We start from the raw sequence: 21,125 nt of genomic DNA on the forward strand, positions 1-21,125 counted from the left end.
GGCGGCGTTACCTTTGGGGCGGCGCGGGCCCCGGCCCGCGAAAATACGCCCTAAACCACTCCGTGCCCCTCCTCCGCCGCCTGCAATACGCCAAGCTCGTGGCCGCCGACTTTGCGGCGGCGCTGCTGGCCTGGGCGGCGTTCTTCGGCCTGCGCAAGTACTTGCTGCACGAGCTGGCGGGCTTCCACTTCACCCCGCCGGTGGCCGAGGCGCTGGCGTCGGCGGCCCTGGCCGTGGGCCTGGGCTGGACGGCCCTCTACGCCTTGCTGGGGCAGTACCGCGACGTGTTCCGCAAGTCGCGCCTGGCCGAGCTGCTGCGCCTGTTCCGGGTGACCACGCTGGGCGTGGTGGTGCTGTTTTTCGCCCTGCTGCTCGACGACCAGGGCGTGAGCAACTACCACCTCTACTACCGCACCGTGGCCACGTACTTCCTGGTCCACTACACGTTCACGGCGGTGCTGCGCATCGCGGCCGTGCGCAGCGTGCAGCGGCTGGTGCGGCGCGGCGACATTTTTTTTCCGACCCTGCTGGTGGGCAGCACCGCGCTGGTGCTCGACACGGCCCGCGAGCTGGGCCGCACCGGCCGCCACCTGGGCCTGCGGGTGGTGGGCTTCGTGGCCCCCGCCGGCGGGCCCGTCGACGCCGCCCTGGCGGCCGCCCTGCCCGCGCTGGGCACCTACGAGCAGCTGCCGGCGCTGGTGGCGGCCCAGCGCCTCGAGGAAGTCATCATCGCCATCGAGCCCAGCGAGCACCGCCGCATCCAGCACATCCTCAACCTGCTGGAGGGCAGCCCCGTGCGCATCAGCATCCTGCCCGACCTCTACCAAATCCTGCTGGGCTCGGTGAAGGTGAGCCATTCGTTTGGCACGCCGCTCATCGAAATCAAGCACGACCTGCTGCCCCTCTGGCAGGCGGTGGTGAAGCGCCTGCTCGACGTGCTCGGCGCGGCCCTGTTCCTGGGGCTGGCCTGGTGGGTGTACGCCTTCGCGGCCGCGATGGTGCGGCTCTCGTCGCCGGGGCCCGTGTTCTACCGCCAGGAGCGCATCGGGCGCAACGGCCGGCCCTTCCGCATCATCAAGTTCCGCTCGATGTACGTCGATGCCGAGCGCGGCGGGCCGGCCCTCAGCTCCGACCACGACCCGCGCATCACGCCCTGGGGCCGGTTCATGCGCCGCGTGCGCCTCGACGAGCTGCCCCAGTTCTGGAACGTGCTCAAGGGCGACATGGCCGTGGTGGGCCCGCGCCCCGAGCGCCAGTTTTTCATCGACCAAATCGTGTGCGTGGCCCCCCACTACCGCCACCTGCACCGCGTGCGCCCCGGCCTCACCAGCCTCGGCCAGGTGAAGTACGGCTACGCCGAAACCGTGCCCCAGATGGTGGAACGCCTGAAATTCGACATCCTCTACATCGAAAACATGAGCCTGGCCATGGACTTCCGAATAATGCTGTTCACGCTGAAAATCATCTTCGAAGGCCGGGGCAAATAAATCGCTGATTAGTCGTGATTAACCGTGATTGCGCTGATTAATTGTGACGGACTTGTTTTCGGCGGGCGGGGCCACATCAACCAGTTGTTTGTTGCCTGTTTATCTCCTAACATCTCCAAGCCGTGCCGCTACCATCAGCGAAATCACGGTTAATCACGATTAATCAGCAATTTATGTTTACCGGAATCATCGAAGCCCTGGGCACCGTCGTGGCCGTCGAAAACGCGGGCACCAACCGCCAGTTCACCGTGCAGTCGCCGTTTGCGGGCGAATTGAAAATTGACCAGAGCGTGGCCCACGACGGCGTGTGCCTGACGGTGGTGGCCGTGGACGCGGCCGCCGGCACGCACGTGGTGACGGCCATCGACGAAACCCTGCGCGTGACCAACCTGCGCCAGTGGGCCCCCGGCCGCAAAGTCAACCTGGAGCGCTGCTTGGCCGCCAACGGCCGCTTCGACGGCCACATTGTGCAGGGCCACGTGGACGCCACCGCCGAATGCCTTAGCGTGGACGACCAGGACGGCTCCTGGATTTTCCGGTTCCGGCACGCGCCGGGGCCCGGCCGCGTCACGGTCGAGAAAGGCTCCATCTGCGTGAACGGCACCAGCCTGACCTGCTTCGAGAGCACCGACGACGGCTTCGCGGTGGCCATCATTCCGTACACCTACGAGCACACCAGCTTCCACCAGCTGCACGCCGGCGAGGTGGTGAACCTGGAGTTCGACATCGTGGGCAAGTACGTGGCCAAGCTGCTGGGGCGCTGAGCCCCGCCGGGGCCGCCCGCAAGCACCGGTGCCGCCGCGCCCCGCCGGGGCGGCCTTACCTTGCCGGCCCATGAACCGCGCTGCCCGCTTTTCGCTCCCCGCGGTGCCCGCCGTGCTCCTGTCCATCGGGAGCGTGCAGGGCGGGGCCGCCATCGCCAAGGGCCTGTTTCCGCTGCTGGGGGCGGCCGGCACCACCAGCCTGCGCATCGGGCTGTCGGCGCTGGTGCTGCTGGTGGCGGTGCGCCCGCGGCTGGGGCGGCTGCGGCCGGCGCAGTGGCGGGCCGTGGTGCCCTACGGCCTGGCCCTGGGCCTGATGAACTTTTTGTTTTACTGCGCCCTGGCCCGCGTGCCGCTCGGGCTGGCCGTGCCGCTGGAGTTTGTGGGGCCGCTGGGCCTGGCGGTGGCCGGCTCGCGGCGCTGGGCCGACGCCGGGTGGGCCGGGCTGGCCGCCGCGGGCATCGCGCTCATTGCCCCGTGGCACGGCCGGGGCCCCGACCCGTTGGGGCTGGCCCTGGCCCTGGCCGCCGGGGGGTGCTGGGCGGGGTACATCGTGCTGGGCCGGCGCACGGCGGCCGTGCTGCCGGGCCCGCAGGCCGTGGCCATCGGGATGCTGTTCGCGGCGCTGCCCGTGCTGCCCTTCGGCGTGGCCAGCGGCAGCCTGCGGGCCCTCACCCCGCACCTGCTGGGGCTGGGGGCCCTGCTGGCGCTGTTTTCCAGCGTGCTGCCCTTTTCGCTCGAGATGCGGGCCCTGCGCACCCTGCCCACGCGCACCTTCAGCATCCTGATGAGCCTGGAGCCCGTGGCCGCGGCCCTGTCCGGCTGGTGGCTGCTCCACGAGCGGCTGCTCGGCAGCCAGTGGCTGGCCGTGGGCCTCATCGTGGCGGCCAGCGCGGGGGCCACGCTGACGCAGGGCCGCCCCCGGCCGGCCCCCGGGTAGCCCCCGGGGGGCGCGGCCCGGGGGCTACCCGGCGGTTGGTATTTTTAAAACAGCGCAAAATGCAAAACACTACGGACTCGGTAAACGTAACGTTTAGACCAACTTAACGCCCCCGCCCATGCCCAGCAAACGCGAAGCCTCGGGCCCAAACCTGGCGACAAGCGCTACATCCGGCGCGCCAAAGACGGTGAAATTGACACGTCCGTCGAGCTGCACAAGTCGCTCTCGCAGGACGATACGCACAACGCCAAAAAGACCAGCAAGCCCGGCCAGGGCGACCACGGCGACGGCCACACTGGCAACCGCAAACCGTAAAGAAAAGGGCTCCCAGCGCAACGCTGGGGGCCCTTTTTACTTATGCAACTTCGCGGCCCAGGGTGCCCCAGCGGCCCGTGGGGGCGGTGAGGCGGCGAAAAATGGTGGCCGCCCCCCAGCCCAGCCCCGCGCCGATGAGGGCCCCGCCCAGCACGTCGGTGGGGAAGTGGGCCCCCAGGTAGATGCGGCTGTAAGAGAGCCAACCGGCCCACAGAAACACCCCGGTTTTCAGGGCCCGGTAGCGACCGGCGGGCAGCGTCAGCAACAGGAACACCGCCAGGGCAAACGCGTTGGCCGCGTGCGACGAGAGGAAGCCGAACTGCCCGCCGCAGCCGTCGGGCAGGTACAGCCGGGCCTCCAGGGCCGGGTTGTGGCAGGGGCGCAGGCGGCCAAAAAAAGGCTTGAACAAGCGGCTCGTGATGCTGTCGGCCAGGGCCACGGCGGCCACCACCAGCGGCAGCAGCACCGCCGCCCGCCGCCGGAAGTGCCAAATCAGCCAGCCGATGAGCACGGCGTAAAAGGGAAACCACACCAGGCGGTTCGAGGCGAAGGTCATCACGGCGTCGAGGGCGGGGCCCCGGGCGTGGTTCACGGCCAGCAGCAGCCGGTCGTCGAGGGCGTGCAGGGCCCTAAACATGGCCAATCCAATCCACGCCCTTGCGCAGCCAGGCCTGGGTGGCGGCCTCCGGGGTGCCGGGGGCGGGCGGGTGGGGCTGGTAGCTCCAGCCGGTGCGCGGGGGCAGGCTCATGAGGATGGACTCGGTGCGGCCGCCGGTTTCGAGGCCGAAGCGGGTGCCGCGGTCGAAGGCCAGGTTGAACTCGGCGTAGCGGGCGCGGCGCAGCATCTGCCAGGCCTCCTCGGCGGGGCCAAAGGGCAGGGCCTGGTTTTCGGCCATGATTGCGGTGTAAAAGGGCCCGAACAGCTCGGCCACGTCCTTTATCAGTTGGAATAATTCCCCGGCGGTGCCGTCGGGGCCCACCGTCAATCTATCGAAGAAAATGCCGCCCACGCCGCGGGTTTCCTGGCGGTGGGGCAGGTAGAAGTAGTCGTCGGCCCAGCGCGTGAAGCGCGGGTAGTAGGCCGGGTTGTGGGCGTCGCAGACTTCCTTTAGCCGTTGGTGGAAGCGCCGGGCCTGGGCTTCGTCCACGTAAATGGGCGTCAGGTCGATGCCGCCGCCGAACCAGGCCTCGCCGTTGCCGGCCTCGAAGTAGCGCACGTTCATGTGGACGATGGGCACGCGCGGGCTGCGCGGGTGCAGCACCAGGCTCACGCCGGTGGCGTAGAAGCGCGGGTCGGGCATGTGGAGCTGGCGGGCGGCGGCCTCGCTCATGGCGCCCCACACGGCCGAGAAGCCCACGCCGCCTTTTTCCAGCACGGCCCCGTTTTCGAGCACTTTGCTGCGGCCGCCGCCGCCGCCGGGGCGCTCCCAGGCGTCGGTGCCGAAGCGGGCGGGGCCCCCGTCGGCGGCTTCGAGGTGGGCGCAGAGGCGGAGCTGGAAATCGGCCAGCCAGGCTTCGATTTCGGGGCGAACGGTGGGGGAGGTGGGCACGGGCAGGGCCGGCGCGGGGCCGGCAGAAAACGCGAAACTTACGGCCCCAAAAGTACGGCCACATCCGGCCGGGCCCCGCCGCCCGTACCTTTGCCGGGCCACCCTCCCGCCCTGTATGCTCCCTCACCCGACCCCGGCGGCCCTGGCCACCGAGGACCTAACCCCCGCGATGCTGCGCCGCGCCTACGCCCTGATGCACACCGCTGCCGCCCTGGCGGCCCTCTACGAAGACCAGAAAGCCACCGCCGCCCGCTACGTGCACGCCACGGCCCGCGGCCACGAGGCCGTGCAGCTGGCCGCCGCCTTCCTGCTCACCGAAACCGACTACGCCGCCCCGTACTACCGCGACGACGCTTTTTTGCTGGGCCTGGGCCTGCGGCCCTACGAGCTGATGCTTCAGCTGCTGGCCAAGGCCGACGACCCTTTTAGCGGGGGGCGCACCTACTACGCCCATCCTTCGCTGCGGCGGCCGGGGGTGCCCGTCATCCCGCACCAAAGCTCGGCCACGGGCATGCAGGCCATTCCGGCCACCGGCATGGCCCACGCCCTGGCCTACCTGGAGGGGCAGGGCCTGCGCCCCGCCCCGGCGGCCAACGGCGGCACCGGGGCCCCCGGCAGCGCCTGGCTGCAAGAGGCCCTGCGCCCGCTGCTGGGCACCCGCGCCGACCCCGACGAGGCCCCCGAGCCGCTGCCGCCGCTGGTGCTCTGCTCGCTCGGCGACGGGGCCATGACCGAGGGCGAGGTGAGCGAGGCCCTGCAAATGGCCGTGCTGCACCGGCTGCCCATCGTGTACCTGGTGCAGGACAACGACTGGGGCATTTCGGCCACCGGGAAGGAAATGCGGGCCATGGACGCCTACGAATTCGCCGCCGGCTTCCCCGGCCTGCACCGCGTGCGGGTGGACGGGGCCGACCTGATTTCCTCCTACAAGGGCCTGGCCGAGGCCTACGCCCACGTGCGCCAGCGCCGGGGCCCCGCCCTGGTGCACGCCAAGTGCCCGCTGCTGGGCCACCACACCAGCGGCGTGCGCCGCGAGTGGTACCGCGGCGACGACCTGGCCCAGCACCAGGCCCAGGACCCGCTGCCCCGCCTGCACCGCCGCCTGCTGGCCGCCGGCATCGGCGAGGCCGAGCTGGCCGGCCTCGCCGCCCGGGCCCAGGCCACCGTGGCCGCCGACTGGGCCCTGGCCCTGGCCGCCCCGGGCCCCGACCCGGCCACCTTCGCCGACCACGAGTTTGCCCCGCCCGCCGTGCTGGCCGAGGCCGGCGAGCGGGCCCCCGCCGGGGCCGAAAAAGTGCTGATGGTGGACGCCGCCCTGCACGCCGTGGACGACATCCTGGCCGAGTTCCCCGAGGCCCTGTTCTACGGCCAGGACGTGGGCGGCGAGCTGGGCGGCGTGTTCCGCGAGGCGGCGCTGCTGGCTAAGAAGTACGGCGATAAGCGCGTGTTCAACACGCCCATCCAGGAGGCCTACATCGTGGGCAGCACGGCCGGCATGGCGGCGGTAGGGGCCCGGCCGATTGTTGAAATTCAGTTCGCCGACTACATCTGGCCGGCTTTAAATCAATTAGTTGAAGAATTAAGTAAGAGCTGCTACCTGAGCATGGGCAAGTTTCCGGTGCCGGCGCTGATTCGGGTGCCGGTGGGGGCCTACGGCGGCGGCGGGCCCTACCACTCGGGCTCCATTGAAAGCACATTGCTCACCATCCGCGGCATCAAGGTGGTGTACCCCAGCAACGCGGCCGACATGAAAGGCCTGCTGCGGGCGGCGTTCCTCGACCCCAACCCGGTCGTCATGCTCGAGCACAAGGGCTTGTACTGGAGTAAGGTGCCCGGCACGGAGGACGCCAAAACCCTGGAGCCCGCCGCCGGCTACGTCATCCCCCTGGGAAAAGCGGCCGTGGCCCAGGCCGCCGACCCCGCGCACCTGCGGCGCGGCGACACGGCCCTGGTCATCGCCTACGGCATGGGCGTGCACTGGGCCCGCACGGCCAGCCGCGACTTCCCCGGCCGCGTCGAAATCCTGGACCTGCGCACCCTCAACCCGCTCGATTTCGACGGGGTGCAGGCCGCCGTTGGCCGCCACGGCAAAGTACTGGTCCTCACCGAAGAACCTTTAATGAATTCCTTCGCCGAGAGCCTGGCCGGGCGCATCCAGCGCCACTGCTTCCTGGCCCTCGACGCGCCGGTGCACACCCTCGGGGCCGCCAACCTGCCCGCCATCCCCCTCAACGTGGAGCTGGAAAAGATGATGCTGCCCAGCGCCGCCAAAGTAGCCGCGGCCCTCGGGGAGCTGCTGGCTTTTTAGTTGTTCGTTGTTAGTTACTGGTTGTCAGGGGGTTAAGAAGGGTGTCATGCTGAGCGGAGCGCAGCGGAGTCGAAGCATCTCTCCCGCGTTAGTAAACCCAATCGATTGGATTGCTTGCGCGGGAGAGATGCTTCACTACGTTCAGCATGACGGTCTTAATTCGCTCGCTGACAACTGAAAATTGTCAGCTGCTCACCGCTGCGGCCCGCGGGCGGGCCTCGCTGGGCGGGTAGCCGAAGTGGCGCGAGAAGCTGGTGGAGAAGTTGGCGGGGTTGCCGTAGCCCACCCGGTAGCCGGCCTCGGCCACGGTGGCCGCGCCGCCGGCCAGCAGCTCGTGGGCGTGGGTGAGGCGCACGAGGCGGATGAAGTCGCCGGGGGCGTGGCCGGTGAGGGCCTTGAGCTTGCGGTGCAGCTGGGTGCGGCTCAGGGCCAGGGCGTGGGCCAGGGCTTCCACGTCGAGGGCTTCGTCGTCGAGGGCCAGCTCCACGGCCGCCCGCACGCGGGCCAGAAACGCTTCCTCCAGCGTGGGCGGGCCGGGCGGGGGCGCGTCGGCCACCGCCCGGCGGTACGCCTCCTGGAGCTGCTGGCGGCCGTGGACGAGGTTGCGCAGCTGGGCCAGCAGCTCCTCGCGCCGGAAGGGCTTGGTGAGGTAGGCGTCGGCCCCGGTGTCGAGGCCCTGGAGGCGGCTGGGCAGGTCGGCCTTGGCCGTGAGCAACACGATGGGAATGTGGCTCGTGCGCTCGTCCTCCTTCAGGGCCCGGCACACGCCGTAGCCGTCGAGGCGGGGCATCATGGCGTCGGTCAGCACGAGGTCGGGCAGGTGCTCGCGGGCCAGGGCCACGCCGGCTTCGCCGTCTTCGGCTTCGAGCAGGTGGTAGGCGGGGCCCAGCACGGCCCGCAGGTAGGCCCGCACGTCGGCGTTGTCTTCGATGAGCAGCACCAGCGGCGCGTCCGGCGCGGGGGCCGGGCCGGGGGCCGGAGCGTCGGCGGCGTCGGCGGCGTCGGCGGCGGGCAAAGCAACGGCCCGTAACGCCGGCTTGGCCGGGGCCTCAGCCGGGGCCAGCGACGCCGGCGCGGCTTCGGCGGCGGGCCGCAGCGGCAGGCGCACGGTGGCGGTGGTGCCGCGGCCCGGCTCGCTGGCCAGGGCAATGGTGCCGCCGTGCAGCTCCACCAGCTCCTTGGTGAGGGCCAGGCCGATGCCGGAGCCCTCGTGGGCGCGGGTGTCGGAGGCGTCGGCCTGGTAAAAGCGGTCGAAGACGTGCGGCAGCTGCGCCGCCGCGATGCCGCAGCCCGTGTCGCGCACCGTCAGCTCCAGCCAGGCGGGGGCCCCGGGGGCCCCTTCGGTCCCGGCCACGCGCAGGCCCACGGCCACGGTGCCGGCGCTGGGCGTGAACTTGAAGGCGTTGGCGAGCAGGTTGACCAGGATTTTCTCCAGCTTGTCGGCGTCGAACGCGGCGGGCAGTACGGGCCGGTCGGCCTCGAACGAGTACCCGATGCCGCGCTGCTCGGCCAGCGACTCGAACGAGCCCACCAGCCCGCGCACGAAGGCCACCGCGTCGCCCGGGGCGAGGGCCAGGGCCTGCTGGCCGGCCTCGAGGCGGCCCAGGTCGAGGAGCTGGTTGATGAGGTGCAGCAGGCGCTGGGCGTTGCGCTGCACCAGGGCGGCCTGCTGGCGGGTGGCCGGCTCGCGGGTGTCGGCCGCGATTTGGGCGGCGGGCCCGAGCATGAGCGTGAGCGGGGTGCGGAACTCGTGGGTGATGTTGGTGAAGAAGCGCGTTTTCTCTTGGTCCAGGGCCCGGAGGCGGTCGGCCTGCGCCGTGATTTCGTCTTTCTGCGCGGCCAGCACGTGGTTTTGCTGACTGATTTCCTCGGTGCGGGCCCGCACGGTGGCCTCCAGGCGCTCGTTCTGGGCGCTGACGAGCCGGCGGCGCTCGGTTTCCTGGGCCAGGGTTTGGGCCGAGAGTTGCTCCACCTGCCGCAGCTGCGCTTCCAGGTGGCGGCGGGTGGCGGCAAACTCGCGGGCCAGGTACACCGACATGCACACGGGCAGCAGTAGAAAGCCCAGCTGAATGGTGAGCAGCTGGGCCAGCGAATAGTACCGGACCCACACGTGAAAGACGTCGTACGCCGCAAACACCTGCACCAGAATGGTGGCCACCACGCCCACGGCCACCGGGCCGATGCCGGGCCGCCCCCGCCGCCACGCCCGGCCCAGCACCCGCAGCATGTCCAGCCACGGCAGCAGAAAAATGGCCGCCAGCAGCGGCTGGTGGGGCCATTCCTGGGCCTGCGCGGCGGGCTGCGCCAGCCACATTGCCACCAGCGCCGCGCGCAACAGCCCCACCAGCGCCAGCCAGCGCCAGGGCAGGTGCCCTTCGCACACCGAATAGAGAAAGACCAGCAGCAACACCGAATTAACGGCTTGCGCCACCGCGAAACCCAGCTGCAGCCACTGCAGCAAGGCCACGTCGGACTCGGTGCTGCGGAAGTACACCACCAGGGCGGTGCCCATGAGCGCCCCCGCGTAGAGGCTGAAGTACAGGTTGGCCCGCTGGGGCCGGTAGAACAGGAACAAAAAGAAGTGCAGCAGCGCCAGCAGCCCGGTGCCGGTTATCACCATCAGGTGCAGCGAGCGCACCCGCATGAGGCGGATTTGCTCGGCCTGGAGGCGAACGGCCGGGGCCACGCGCAGGGCAAAGCCCCCGTAGGGCGGCGGCCAGGCCCCGAAGCGGGCGTAGCGCACGGCCAGCAAGTGCGGCCCCGCGGTGCGGAGCAGGAAGGGCAGCGTGAGGTAGCGCGGGCTGAGGCCCCGGGTGGTTTGGGCCGAAGTACCCACGGTGCCGATGCTCCCCAGCCGCTGCCCGTCGAGGTAGATGTCGGAAGCCCCCTGCTGCACAATGGCCAGGCCCAGCGGCTGGCCCAGCAGGGCCGAATCGAGGGTGAAGCGCAGCCGGAAGCAGCCCAGCCCGCGCCAGCCGGGCGGCGGTGCCTCCACCAGAAAGTTGGGGTCGGCCAGCGGCCAGCCCTGGTCGGGCGTGGCGGGGCTGGCCCAGCCGGGCGGCTGGCCCGGCTGGTAGCGCCAGCGCCCGGTGTCGTCGAGGCGCTGCATGGCCGGTGCGTTGACCAGGGCCGCCCGCAGGAGCAGCAGGGCGCTGGCGGGCGCGGCCGAACGGAGAACCGGCCGGCCGGCAGCGCGGGCCGCGGGCCTACCCAGCAGGCCGTGGCCAACGAGTAGGGCGAGGATAAGCAGGCAGCGGATTTTCATGGGCAGCGGCCCCGCGGGGGCCCGGCGTGGGGCGGCGCACCAGGGGCAGCGGGCCCCGGCACTGCCCAAACCACGGTTGGTAGAGGACTATTTTATGAAGATATAGCGAAATTTTTATGCTTGCTCATCAGCAGTCAAATAAACTGGTTTTTCCGCCCAAAAAAACCGCAAATCCGGGCTGTGCAACTTCCCCAAACGCCTTTGCAACCTGCGCAAACGCCGCCGCTCCGTGGGCACATGCTTTTGCCCGTTCCGCAAACGCCGCCCGGGGCGGGGGCTTCGTGCTTTGCAATCGTTCAAACGGTCCACTTTTCCATTCCCTTACCGCCATGCAAGCCCGCCCGCCGCCCGGTTTCCCCGCCCCAGTCTTTTCCCCCTTTTCCCCACCCTTTCACCTCTCCCGACCATGAAAACCTGCTCCCACCGCTGGGCCTTCGGGCTGCTCTTCCTCTTAGGCTTGCTGGCGGGCCCCGCCCGGGCCCAGGCCCCGGCGGCCCGCCCGGGCCCGGGCTATTGGAACGTCGAAACCAACCTCGCCACGCACGACTACACCCTGGTGCGCTTCTACGACGGCCACGACCGGCTCGTGTACCAGGAGCGGCTGGCGGGCCTGTGCCTCGACCTGGCCCGCCCCGCCGCCCACCGCTGCCGCCGCACCGCCCGCCAGCTCAACCGCGCCCTGGCCCGCGTGCTGCGCGACCCCGCCGCGGCCGCCCGGGCCCCCGGCCTGCTGGCCCGGCAGCTCGGCCCCGACCGCCGCCTGCAACACCTGTACGCCGTCCGCTAAGCCGTTCGTCCCCACCCGCCGCGTTCGCCGCGCTTTTCGCCGTTCGCTTTCCTTTTTTTCCTGCTTTGCCCACTCTTTCCGAGCCATGAAAACTTTCCCATTGCCCAGCCCTTCCCTCCCGTTCGTTGCCGCCCGTTGGGGCCAGTGGCGCACCGTATTGCTGCTGAGCGCGCTGCTGGGGGCCTTTGGGCCCCGCGCCGCCCGCGCCCAGCAAAACACCCCCTTGGCCGGGGCCTACCAAACCCACGACCTGACCTACCGGGTCTGGGGCTGCAACCCCGCCCGCCTGGCCGGCCGGGTCCAGGTACTCGGCGACAACGGCGCGGTCCTGTACGAGCAGCGCAGCTCGGCCCTCAGCTTCGGCGGGCTGCTCAACCTGAGCGACCTGCCGGACGGCCGCTACGCGCTGGTGGTCGAAATCGGGCGCGAGAAGCACCGTTTCGGCGTGCAGCTGCGCACCACCGAGCAGCGCCTGGCGGAGGTGAGCGGCGACCAGACGCCGGCCGCCCCGCGCCTGCTGAGCGCCTTCCGCCCCGCCCCAACGGAGCGCTGACCGGACCGGCGGGCCCCGTTCGGCCCCCGCCCCGCCCGCCCGGGCGGGCGGGGCGGGGGCCGAACGGGGCCCGCCGCTGCCCGGGTGCTTCAACTATTTACTTAACAAATACTTACAAGGTAATTTTTCACCCGTCACCCTCCCTTCACCAATCCCTTCCCTCAGTTGCCTGCTCTTATGAAAAACATTTTTCTACTCTCCTGCGCCGCGCCGCTGGCCGCGGGCCTGTTGCTGGCCTCCTCCTCCTGCCAGAAAGACGCGACCGAAGCCCCCGGGGCCGTGGCCCCCACCGCCGTGCTGGCCTGGAACCAGGCCGGCACCGTGGCCGTCACGCGCCTGACCAACCCGGCCACCGGCTTCTTCGTGCTGCCCCACATCGAGGCGCGGGTGTACGCCATCGAGAACCTGGCCATGTACGACGCGCTGAACAACATCCAGCAAAAAAATACCCCCTACGCCTTGCAGGGGCCCCTGGTGCCCGCCGCCGCGCCCGATGCCGCGGTGGCCGCCGCCGCCCACGACGCGCTGGTGGCGGTGCTGCCCGACGAGAAAGCCTACGTCGATTCGCTCTACCTCGCCACGCTGGCAAAAATCGGCGACGGCGACGCCAAGGCCCAGGGCGTGGCCCTGGGCCAGGCGGCGGCCAAGGCCGTGCTGGCCAAGCGGGCGGGCGACGGCGCGGACGCGGCCCAGACGCCGTTTCCGATTGGCCCCAACCCCGGCGACTACCAGTACACCCCGCCCTTCGACGGGCCCCCGTTCAACGGCTACTACGCCCTGGCGGGCTGGAAAGACGTGAAGCCCTTCGTGCTCACGGCGGGCAACCAGTTCCGCCCCGGGCCCCCGCCGGCGCTGACCTCGGACGCCTACACCGCCGACTTTAACGAAGTGAAGGCGGTGGGCGGGGCCACCAGCGCCACCCGCACGGCCGACCAGGCCGCCAGCGCCCAGTTCTGGCTCGACAACTCGCCCCTGGTCTGGTTCCGCGTGGCCCGCGCCGCCCTGGCCGCCAAGCCCGCCGATGCCTACGCCACCGTGCGGCTGCTGGCCCAGCTGGAAATGGCCGAAACCGATTCCTACATCGCCATGTGCGACGCCAAGTACGCCTACAAGCGCTGGCGGCCCATCACCGCCATCCGCCAGGCCGCCGCCGACGGCAACCCCAACACCGCGCCCGACGCCGCCTGGCTGCCTTTCGCCTTTCCCAACCCGCCCGACGCCGACTACCCCTCGGGCCACGGCTCGGCGGGCGGGGCCGCCACCGCCGTGCTGCAAAGCTATTTCGGCACCGACGCCGTGGCGTTTGCCATCACCAGCAACGCCGGCAAAACCCGCAGCTACACCAGCTTCAGCCAGGCGGCCGCCGAAAACTCCCTCTCGCGGCTGTACGCCGGCTACCATTTCCGCACGTCCACGATGCAGGGCCAGGCCATGGGCGCCCAAGTGGGGGCCTTCGTGGCGGCCAACGCGCTGAAGTAGGGCCCCGGGGCGGGCCCAGCCGGTCCCTCACCCAAGCACTGGGGGCGGTTCCCAGGCGAAGAAGAAAATAAAAAGGGAAGGAATAAAAATCTGACGACCAGGTTTTTATTCCTTCCCTTTTTTACTTTACCCCAAAGCCGTTTCGGCGCCGGCGCACATGCCACCCCACCCGAAGAACTGTGCTAAAACGGGTACCCGATGCCCAGGTTGAAGGCCGGCACGTGGTCGCCGTCTTTGTAGACGTATTTCACGGCCCAGCGCGCATTGCTTGGGGCGGTGGGGTCATAAATTTTGGCCGCCAGGTCAAGGCGCAGGATGAGGAAGGTGAAGTCCAGGCGGATGCCCACGCCCGAGCCCACCGCGAACTGCCGGTAGAACGAACCCAGCGCAAACTCGGAACCCGGGCGCTGGGGGTCGGCGGTGATGTTCCAGGTGTTGCCGTAGTCCGTGAAGAAGGCCCCCTTGATGAACGAGTAGATGGGGAAGCGGTACTCCACGCTGCCTTCGAGCAGCAGCTCGCCGGGCTGTTCCGATTTGTAGTCGCGCTGCACCGAGCCGTCGGGGTTCGTGACGGTGGCCGAGAAGCCGCCCACGCCCAGGCGGCGCGGCTTCCAGGCCCGCACGCTGTTGCTGCCCCCGGCAAACAGGTACTTGTCGTAGGCCACAGTGTAGAGTCCGTCGGTTTTGGTGAGGGCGTGCACCACGCCCCCGTTGAAGCGGTACACCAGGAAATGGTCGGGCGAGAGCTTGTGGTAGCGGCGGTAATCGGCCGTGAACTTGGCGAAGTCGTACACTGCCACGTTGGGGTTGTACCAACGGGCGTTGCGGTACAGGTCGCGGGTGAGGCCGCCCACTTCTAAAAACAGGCGCAGGTAGTGCGCGTCGCGGGTTTCGTTGAAGTCGTTGGAGTTGTAGAGCGACGTGGCGCTCATGCTCGGCTCGTAGAGCCGCACAAAGGAGCGGTACAGCGGCGAGCCGAGGTAGGTGCGCAACGAGTCGAGCTGGTGCTGAAAAAAACTGTCAATTTTGGTTGTGTTCACCACGTTTTGCACAAACGGCGAAATCACGAACTGGTGAAACGCCGAGCGCTGCCAGATGTAGTCGTAGGTCAGCTCCACGTTGGTGCGCGTGTACTCGGGGCGGCTCACGTAGGTATCGGACAGCGAGAAGCGCGTTTTGGGGTTGTAGCGCGAGAGGTAGCGGTTGGTGCGGAACGGCACCAGGAACTGCGGCAGCACCAGGGCCGCTGTGGCCCCGAACAACGTAGTGTACTCGTCGCCGCCCGTCACCCGGTTGAACTGCCCCTCGAAGCCCACGCGCACGCCCAGCTCCAGCACCTCGGCCCCGCCGAAGGGGTTGCGGGTTTTGAAGCGCACATTGACGAAGGGCCCCGGCAAGTTGGCCACGTAAGTGCCCCCAAATTCGGTGGTTTCCTGAAACCTGGGGGCCGGTGTGGCCGTCACCACCGCGTCGAGCAGGCCGGTGGCGGCGGTGCTGTCGGCCGGGGCGCCCGTTCCCACCTTGCGGTACGTCACGGGGTTGAAGCGGAACATGTCGAGGTCGGCGAACTGGCGCTGCGTGAGCTGGGTGCGCGGCAGGCTGTAGCGCTGGCCCGGGCGCACGGCCACCTTGCCGGCCAGCAGGCGGGGGTTGTAGCGCTGGCGGTAGGCGCTGAACTGCACCGAATCGACTTCCGTCGTGTCGGTGCGCGGGCCCAGGCGGGCGCGGGGGCCCGCGCCCAGCGGGTTCGACTGGCCGGCCTGGCCCAGGCGGCCGGGCCCGCGGGTGCGCCGGGCGGTGTCGGCCACGGCCACGCGCAGCGAGCGGCCCACCCCGGCGTCGGTCACGACCGCCACCTGGCGCAGCGTGTACACCCGGTGCGGCAGGCCGGGCCCCGGGTTGGCGATGAGCGTGCGCAGGCGCACGGTGAAGGCCTGGTAGCTGGTGTCGGCCTCGAGGGTGACGTAGGCCTGGCGGAAATCGTAGTAGCCCTGGCTTTTGAGCAAGGCCTCGAGCCGGGCCCGCTCCTGGCCGATGAGGTCCTCGTTGTAGTGGTCGCCCACCTTCAGCAAGCTCGCGCCCTGGGCCCGGCGCACCGCGGCGGCCACGCCCGAGTCGGGAATGCTCTGCGTGAGCTGGCTCACCACGAAGGCGGCCCCCTCGCGCACGCGGTACGTCACCGTCACGCGCTGGTAGAGCTTGGCGCGGTCGGCCGAGTCGGCGGCGGCGTTGCGGCCGGCCAGCAGCCGCAGCAGCAGCCCGTGGCGGTAGCGGGCCGTGTCGGCGGCCACCACCCGGGCCCGGAAATAGCCCTGGCTGCGCAAAAAGGTTGTCATCTGCTCCACCGAGCGCCGGGTGCTGGCCGAGTCGTAAATGACGGGGGCCTCGCCCAGGCGCATGATGGCGTTGCCCTTGTCGAGCACCAGCTGCTTGCGGTTCAGCTGCCGCTCGCGGCGGGCCAGCAGCTGGCCCAGCCTGGCCGAGTCGGAGCCGGCGGCGGCGCGGCGCTTTTCAAAGTCCTGGCGGATGGCCGCCAGCTGCTTTTTGATGCGGGCCGAGTCGTAAAAGCGGTTCCCCAGCTGGTAGATGGCTAACTTGGGCAGCGGAAAGCGGGTGTTGGGTTTCTGCTGGGCCAGGGCCAGCAGGCGCTCCTCGTTGGCCCGCGAGGGCCCCACCACCGCCATTTTGCTGAGCAGGCGCTGGCCCGGGCGCAGCAGCCGCAGCGGCGAGCAGGCCGCCAAGGCCGCCGCGCCGGCCAGCAGCAGCCAGGCCAGGGGCCGCCAGGGGCGCCGGCCGCTAAGTTTCGTTACCAACAGCAATGATTTCAAAAGCCCAAGTCAAATACGTGCAGTCGCTGCACCAAAAAAAATACCGCCAGCGCCACGCCGCCTTCCTCGTGGAAGGCGGCAAGAGCGTCATCGAGCTGCTAAGTTCCGGGTTGGAAACCGAATCCGTGTGCTGCACCCCCGAATTTGCTGCCCAAAACCGGGCCAAACTGGCCGCCGGCCCGCCCCCGGTGCTGGTGAGCGCGGCCGAGCTGGCCCAGCTCGGCACGCTGGCCACCAACACCACCGCCCTGGCCGTGGCCCGCCGCCCCCCCGAAGCGCCGTTGCCGCCCGCCCTGGCCCAGGGGGCCCTGGTGCTGGCCCTCGACGAAGTGCGCGACCCCGGCAACCTGGGCACGCTCCTGCGCCTGGCCGACTGGTACGGCCTGCCCGGGGTGGTGCTCAGCGACACCTGCGCCGACCCCTGGGCCCCCAAAACCGTGGCCGCCAGCATGGGCAGCTTCGCCCGGGTGCGCGTCTGGCCCCGCGAGCTGGCCGCCTGGCTGGGCACGCTGCCCGCCGGCACCGCCGTCTACGGGGCCGATTTGCACGGCACCAACGTGCACCGCGCCGCCCTGGCCCCGGCCGGCGTGCTCGTCATGGGCTCCGAGTCGCACGGCCTCACGCCGGCCGTGGCCGCCCGCCTCACCCAGCGCCTGCACATCCCGCGGGGCCCCGGCGGCGGCGCCGAAAGCCTGAACGTGGCCATCTCCGCGGCCATTTTGCTGGATAATTTCTTCCGCGGGCAGTAGAGCGGATGCAGATAACAAGCAAGCGAACCGCCGAGTCGAACGATGCGCTCGTTCGGCCTAGCGGCTCGCTTGTTCGGTAGGTTAGCTAATTTGCAAACAGGCGGATGCCGAAGCTGACGACCTGCGTGTCGGGGCCCTGGCCGGCTTTGAAGAGCGGGTTCAGGTTGTACTTGGCGAACAGGCTGAATTCGCCGTAGCCGACAACGGCTTGCAGGCCGTACTGGAAGTCTTCGAGGTTGTAGCTGTTGTGGTCCTTGTCCTTATAAGTAGTGCCGTCAGTGGTGTACTTGAGCTTGGTCCAGGAGCCGAGGCGGTAGCCCACGAAGCCCCCGGCGGCCAGCGAAAACGTGGGGTGATAGTGGGCGTCGTGCAGGTTCAGCCGGAGCATGAGCGGCAGGTTCACGGCGGCCGTGGCCAGCTTGGTTTTTTCGTACTGGCGGGTGGGGTCGGCTTCGCGCACCACACCCGTTACGCTGTTCTGGTTCACCCACTTGTCGTTGCCGTTCAACATGTAGTTGTTGAAGGCAAACTCAGGGCCCACCACCAGGAACACAGGGCTGTTTTTGCCGCCCAAGCGGTGCGAGTAGTCGAAGCCCAGGTTGACGTAGCGCGAGCCGCCGGGGCGCAGGTCCACGGCCGATTGGCCGACGCCGGGGTGCTGGTTGGCCAGGGCGTTCAGGCCCAGGTCGAACACGAAGTTGGTTACGCCTTGGCTGTTGCGCTCGTAAGTTTTGGCACCCACCGAGTCGCGGTGGGCTTCGCGCTCGGCACGGTTACGGCCCGGGGTGGGGTTAATTTTTACGCTCCGGTTGCCGTCGGCGTCGGTGTCGACCTTGATGCGGAAGGCCTTGTTCAGGGCCACGTCCACGCGCTTGGCGTTGGGGGTTTGCCGGTGGGTGGTGATGCGGATTTGCTCGGGCAGGCGCTGGCCGGGGGTGTCTTTGTCGGGGTAAAATTCCATCGTTACCTGCTCGGTTTTGGCCGTTTTGGCCGCTGCCTCGGCCTGGGCAATGTAGCCGGCGAGGCGGGTCGTGAGCGAATCAAGGTGGTACTTGGGCAGCTCGCGCAGCTGGGCCGCGTCGCGCACCAGCAGCGTGAGGGTGGCCTGGTTGGGCAGCCGCACCACGATGGTATCGGCGGGGGCGGGGGCCCCGGGCGGGCGGGCGGCGCGGGCCGTGGCAGGGGCGGCGGCGCAGGCGGCGGCGAGGAGGAGCAGGGCGAAGAAGGGGCGTTTCATGGCGTTGGGGGCAGGCAATGGTAAGGTTAGAGTCGAATGGTGCGGGAAAGGGTGCGGCCGCCGAGGTTGGCTTGCAGCGTGAGGTTTTCGGGCAGGCCGGTGGCTTCGGCCAGGCTCACCCGCTCGCCCCGCACCACGTGGCGGGCCTGGCGGAGCAGCCCCCCCAGCACGCGGCGGCCAACGGGCCGGTCGTCGTCGTCGGAGAAGGTTTCGGCCGTCGCCGCCGCCACGGGGGCCGGGGCAGCGCTGCCCCGGCGGACTTCCACCTCAATCACCGCGCTGGCCGGCGCGGCGGTGGGGGTAGGGGCCACGGCCAGGGCCCCCGCGTCCAGGGGCTTCGGGCCGCGCACCGCCGGGGCTGGCGCGTCCGGGGCCCCGGACCGCGCCGGCCCCGGTCGGGCCGCTACTGAAGGGGAAACCGCCGCCCGTTTGGTGGCCGATGAACCGCTAGATGCCGGCACCGCAAGCCGGGTTGCCTGGTGCGAAAAATTATTTTCAGCAGCGGCCAATGAAGTCGATTTCATGGCCCGCGCTGCGCGAGGACCCTCTTGGCCCGTGGCCGCCCGGGCAACCTGTGGCGCGGTAGTAGCCGGTGTGGCCGCGGTAGCCAGGGTGCCCTTGGGGGCCCCAGCCGTTGCATCCAAGGCATCTGCCGGGGCCCCAGTAGCGGCGGCTACGGCGTTTTGCTGGTTGGTTTTGCTCGTTCCACTAATCTCACTGGGGCGCAGGGGCCCAGCGGTGCCTTGCGTGCCGCGGGCTGAGGTGCGGGCCGCCAGCTCGGTGCCGGGGCGCAGGCCCGCGGCGTGGCGCCACAGCAGCCCGGCGCCGCCGGCTACCAGCAGCAGGGCCACCGCGGCGGCCAGGGCCCGGGGCCACCAGGCGGCCGCGCGCCGCGGGCGCGGCGGGCGCAGGTGCTCGTCTTCCAGCCGCTCCCAGAGGGCGCGGCCGGGCGGGGTGGCGTGGGCGGCCAGCCCGGCGCGGAACAGCTCGTCGAGGCGGGCGTCATCGGCGGCGGGTGGGGCCCCGGCGGCGTTGGTGGCATCGGCCAGGCGGGCCCACAGCGCCGGGTCGGGCGGGGTGACGTGCCCGTCGAGGCCGTCGCGGAACAAGTTATCAATGTCTTCGGGAAGCATGGGTTTGGCAATTAGCAATTGACAATGAGCGATTGACAATGAGCAGTGAACAATGAGTAGTGAGCCAGTAAGGCACCATTACTCATTGTTCACTGCTCATTATTAATTATTAATTGATGCGTAACCCGGCGCTGCAACAGGGCCCGGGCCTTGCTGAGCTGCGACTTGCTGGTGCCCTCCGAAATGCCCAGCAGCGCGGCGATTTCCTGGTGGCCGTAGCCCTCCAGGGCGTAGAGGTTGAACACGGTGCGGTAGCCGGCGGGTAGCTCGGCCAGCAGGGCCAGCAGGTCGTCGGCCTGCAGCTGGGTATCGGCCGTGGCGGGGGTGCTGGCCAGGTTTTCGGGCTGCGCGAAGTCGTCGAACGAGAGCGTGAGGGGCTCGCGGCGGCGCAGCTCCATCAGGGCCCGGTTCACCATGATGCGGCGCACCCAGCCCTCGAAGCTGCCCTCGCCGCGGTAAGTAGGCAGGGCCCGGAACATCTGGGCAAAGCCCAGCAGCAGGGCTTCTTCGGCGTCTTCGCGGCGCTTGAGGTAGCGGCGGCACACCGTGAGCATGAGGCCCGCCAGGCGCTCGTAAAGCTGGCGCTGGGCCCGGGGCTCGCCCCGCTGGCAGGCGGCAATGAGGTCGGCTTCGGTCACGGGTGAAAGGTAGAGAAGGGCGGGGGCAAGGCGGTTTGGGCGCGGTAGATGCGGGAAGTGGGGGCGGGGTTGCCCGGGGCGGGAAATTTATTTTTGGGGCGTAAAAAAACCCCGGCGGGGCGGCCGGGGCTTTTTATTAATAAAAATGTTCCTATTCATTACGAGATTTTTTCATCAAAATACCCGGACTATTGGAAGCATCAAATCCTTGAAATACTCCGTACTGCGCCAGGATGTTCCGCCTTGTTAAAATCGAATCAAGTACCAGTCCGGTTGGCCTTACCTCGTAATACAGGACAGGATTGTATGTTGTCCAACGTTTGCCTTGGTCATCATCCCACACTTCTCCGAAACCACCGGATCCGGCAAACTCCAACTTTCCATCGTTGTCAACATCCTTCGCGGGCCCGTTGAATGTCAGCAGCGTATCAGTTTTAACAACTTGGTTATTTTTTATGTAAAATCGCCGGGCCAATTCTTTAGAAGGCCGATTATTAAATGCAACCAACAGTTCGCCGGCTCCGGGCCCCGTTGGTACCCAAATAGGGTAAAGCCTTTCGGTTTCGGGCATAGTATAGAAACTGTACATAAAGCCGTCGTCGGCTGTATCACAGAAAATGACTTTGTGGTCACGTTTGATGGTAAAAATTAATTTTAATTCGCTCGAGTCGCGGATAATGTCTGTGGCCGCGACGGGAACAGAGTTAATAATGACCAACAGCCCGGGTGCCACCGTCTTAATTTTTTCGAAGGGTTGGTGCAGCGTCGGCACGTCTTCCGAAGGGTCTTTGGGCGAGGCATACCCTGGAAAGGCCAGCGGTGATTCCTGGATGATGGTAGCGGTATCGGCCTGAGCCGATGGCTGCGCGGCGGACGGCACCTTGCTACTGCTTTGCACAACGGCCGGTGCGGGTTTGCTTTCGCAGCCGCTAAGCAGCACGTGAGTCACCAGTGCGCCGGCCAGCTTGCCGTATTTCCAAGCGAGCGACATATTAAATTTAGGTAGTGGATTAATTCAGGGTGGCGGTTGTAGATTGGTTTATGGTTTACACCCAGCATTATTGCGCCAAGTGCGCCAGTGACCAAATCCGCCGC

General features: G+C 68.8%; 16 protein-coding genes. 8 read left to right on the forward strand and 8 right to left on the reverse strand.

The features are described 5' to 3' along the window. The first annotated feature begins 62 nt into the window (after positions 1–62). From HNP98_RS19235 to HNP98_RS19245, 3 genes are all read left to right on the forward strand, one after another. Positions 63–1,487 (forward strand): sugar transferase, encoded by a 1,425-nt coding sequence (locus HNP98_RS19235; protein ID WP_173811808.1) that lies wholly within the window; start codon positions 63–65, stop codon positions 1,485–1,487. 173 nt (positions 1,488–1,660) lie between these two features. Beyond that, a complete protein-coding gene (locus HNP98_RS19240; protein WP_173811809.1) occupies positions 1,661–2,251 on the forward strand; it encodes a riboflavin synthase in 591 nt (196 codons plus the stop codon). Between the two features lie 70 nt (positions 2,252–2,321). Beyond that, a complete protein-coding gene (locus tag HNP98_RS19245; RefSeq protein ID WP_173811810.1) occupies positions 2,322–3,188 on the forward strand; it encodes an EamA family transporter in 867 nt (288 codons plus the stop codon). 355 nt (positions 3,189–3,543) lie between these two features. Here HNP98_RS19245 and HNP98_RS19250 read toward each other — a convergent pair whose 3' ends face one another. Together HNP98_RS19250 and hemF are read right to left on the reverse strand one after the other, a co-directional pair. Next, positions 3,544–4,140: a phosphatase PAP2 family protein gene (locus tag HNP98_RS19250; protein ID WP_173811811.1), complete on the reverse strand. Its 597-nt coding sequence runs from the start codon at positions 4,138–4,140 to the stop codon at positions 3,544–3,546. Beyond that, entirely contained in the window at positions 4,133–5,053 is a 921-nt protein-coding gene (gene hemF / locus HNP98_RS19255) for an oxygen-dependent coproporphyrinogen oxidase (RefSeq protein ID WP_173811812.1), read from the reverse strand. The genes HNP98_RS19250 and hemF overlap by 8 nt, the downstream gene beginning before the upstream one ends. Positions 5,054–5,168: 115 nt before the next feature. On the opposite strand from hemF, the gene HNP98_RS19260 reads away from it, so the two are divergent. Continuing rightward, positions 5,169–7,361 (forward strand): alpha-ketoacid dehydrogenase subunit alpha/beta, encoded by a 2,193-nt coding sequence (locus HNP98_RS19260; RefSeq protein WP_173811813.1) that lies wholly within the window; start codon positions 5,169–5,171, stop codon positions 7,359–7,361. A 184-nt stretch (positions 7,362–7,545) separates the two neighbouring features. Here HNP98_RS19260 and HNP98_RS19265 read toward each other — a convergent pair whose 3' ends face one another. Beyond that, positions 7,546–10,626, reverse strand: coding sequence for a hybrid sensor histidine kinase/response regulator transcription factor (locus HNP98_RS19265; RefSeq protein WP_173811814.1), 3,081 nt, complete (start codon positions 10,624–10,626; stop codon positions 7,546–7,548). A gap of 406 nt (positions 10,627–11,032) precedes the next feature. Between HNP98_RS19265 and HNP98_RS19270 the strand changes: the two genes are divergently transcribed. The 3 genes from HNP98_RS19270 (at position 11,033) to HNP98_RS19280 (ending at position 13,445) form a co-directional block, all read left to right on the forward strand. Then, entirely contained in the window at positions 11,033–11,413 is a 381-nt protein-coding gene (locus HNP98_RS19270) for a hypothetical protein (protein ID WP_173811815.1), read from the forward strand. 85 nt (positions 11,414–11,498) lie between these two features. Further along, entirely contained in the window at positions 11,499–11,966 is a 468-nt protein-coding gene (locus HNP98_RS19275) for a hypothetical protein (protein ID WP_173811816.1), read from the forward strand. Positions 11,967–12,143: 177 nt separating this feature from the next. Then, positions 12,144–13,445: a vanadium-dependent haloperoxidase gene (locus HNP98_RS19280; protein ID WP_173811817.1), complete on the forward strand. Its 1,302-nt coding sequence runs from the start codon at positions 12,144–12,146 to the stop codon at positions 13,443–13,445. A 182-nt stretch (positions 13,446–13,627) separates the two neighbouring features. On the opposite strand, the gene tamL is transcribed toward HNP98_RS19280, so the two are convergent. Continuing rightward, entirely contained in the window at positions 13,628–16,258 is a 2,631-nt protein-coding gene (tamL, locus tag HNP98_RS19285; RefSeq protein WP_173811818.1) for a translocation and assembly module lipoprotein TamL, read from the reverse strand. Positions 16,259–16,263: 5 nt separating this feature from the next. Between tamL and HNP98_RS19290 the strand changes: the two genes are divergently transcribed. Next, positions 16,264–17,022, forward strand: a complete 759-nt coding sequence (locus tag HNP98_RS19290; protein ID WP_173811819.1) for an RNA methyltransferase — start codon at positions 16,264–16,266, stop codon at positions 17,020–17,022. An 85-nt stretch (positions 17,023–17,107) separates the two neighbouring features. Here HNP98_RS19290 and HNP98_RS19295 read toward each other — a convergent pair whose 3' ends face one another. The 4 genes from HNP98_RS19295 to HNP98_RS19310 all read right to left on the reverse strand — a co-directional run bounded on the left by HNP98_RS19295 (position 17,108) and on the right by HNP98_RS19310 (position 21,021). Further along, entirely contained in the window at positions 17,108–18,259 is a 1,152-nt protein-coding gene (locus HNP98_RS19295; RefSeq protein ID WP_173811820.1) for a porin family protein, read from the reverse strand. Positions 18,260–18,285: 26 nt separating this feature from the next. Continuing rightward, the gene (locus HNP98_RS19300; protein ID WP_173811821.1) at positions 18,286–19,392 is read right to left on the reverse strand and encodes a hypothetical protein; all 1,107 of its coding nucleotides are present in this window, start codon (positions 19,390–19,392) and stop codon (positions 18,286–18,288) included. Positions 19,393–19,481: 89 nt separating this feature from the next. After that, on the reverse strand, positions 19,482–20,030 hold the full coding sequence (locus HNP98_RS19305) for an RNA polymerase sigma factor (protein WP_173811822.1): 549 nt from the start codon (positions 20,028–20,030) through the stop codon (positions 19,482–19,484). Positions 20,031–20,181: 151 nt separating this feature from the next. Further along, positions 20,182–21,021 carry a hypothetical protein gene (locus HNP98_RS19310; RefSeq protein ID WP_173811823.1) on the reverse strand — a complete coding sequence of 280 codons (840 nt, stop codon included), beginning with the start codon at positions 21,019–21,021 and terminating at the stop codon, positions 20,182–20,184. Positions 21,022–21,125: the final 104 nt, after the last annotated feature.

This window comes from Hymenobacter caeli (genome assembly GCF_013294115.1).
Taxonomy (GTDB): Bacteria; Bacteroidota; Bacteroidia; order Cytophagales; family Hymenobacteraceae; genus Hymenobacter; species Hymenobacter caeli.

Bases quoted from the DNA above. Each gene is read 5' to 3' on its own strand.
- HNP98_RS19240 (WP_173811809.1), top strand. From the start codon at position 1,661: ATGTTTACCGGAATCATCGAAGCCCTGGGCACCGTCGTGGCCGTCGAA.
- HNP98_RS19245 (WP_173811810.1), top strand. From the start codon at position 2,322: ATGAACCGCGCTGCCCGCTTTTCGCTCCCCGCGGTGCCCGCCGTGCTC.
- HNP98_RS19250 (WP_173811811.1), bottom strand. From the start codon at position 4,140: ATGTTTAGGGCCCTGCACGCCCTCGACGACCGGCTGCTGCTGGCCGTG.
- HNP98_RS19260 (WP_173811813.1), top strand. From the start codon at position 5,169: ATGCTCCCTCACCCGACCCCGGCGGCCCTGGCCACCGAGGACCTAACC.
- HNP98_RS19265 (WP_173811814.1), bottom strand. From the start codon at position 10,626: ATGAAAATCCGCTGCCTGCTTATCCTCGCCCTACTCGTTGGCCACGGC.
- HNP98_RS19270 (WP_173811815.1), top strand. From the start codon at position 11,033: ATGAAAACCTGCTCCCACCGCTGGGCCTTCGGGCTGCTCTTCCTCTTA.
- HNP98_RS19275 (WP_173811816.1), top strand. From the start codon at position 11,499: ATGAAAACTTTCCCATTGCCCAGCCCTTCCCTCCCGTTCGTTGCCGCC.
- HNP98_RS19280 (WP_173811817.1), top strand. From the start codon at position 12,144: ATGAAAAACATTTTTCTACTCTCCTGCGCCGCGCCGCTGGCCGCGGGC.
- HNP98_RS19290 (WP_173811819.1), top strand. From the start codon at position 16,264: ATGATTTCAAAAGCCCAAGTCAAATACGTGCAGTCGCTGCACCAAAAA.
- HNP98_RS19295 (WP_173811820.1), bottom strand. From the start codon at position 18,259: ATGAAACGCCCCTTCTTCGCCCTGCTCCTCCTCGCCGCCGCCTGCGCC.
- HNP98_RS19300 (WP_173811821.1), bottom strand. From the start codon at position 19,392: ATGCTTCCCGAAGACATTGATAACTTGTTCCGCGACGGCCTCGACGGG.
- HNP98_RS19310 (WP_173811823.1), bottom strand. From the start codon at position 21,021: ATGTCGCTCGCTTGGAAATACGGCAAGCTGGCCGGCGCACTGGTGACT.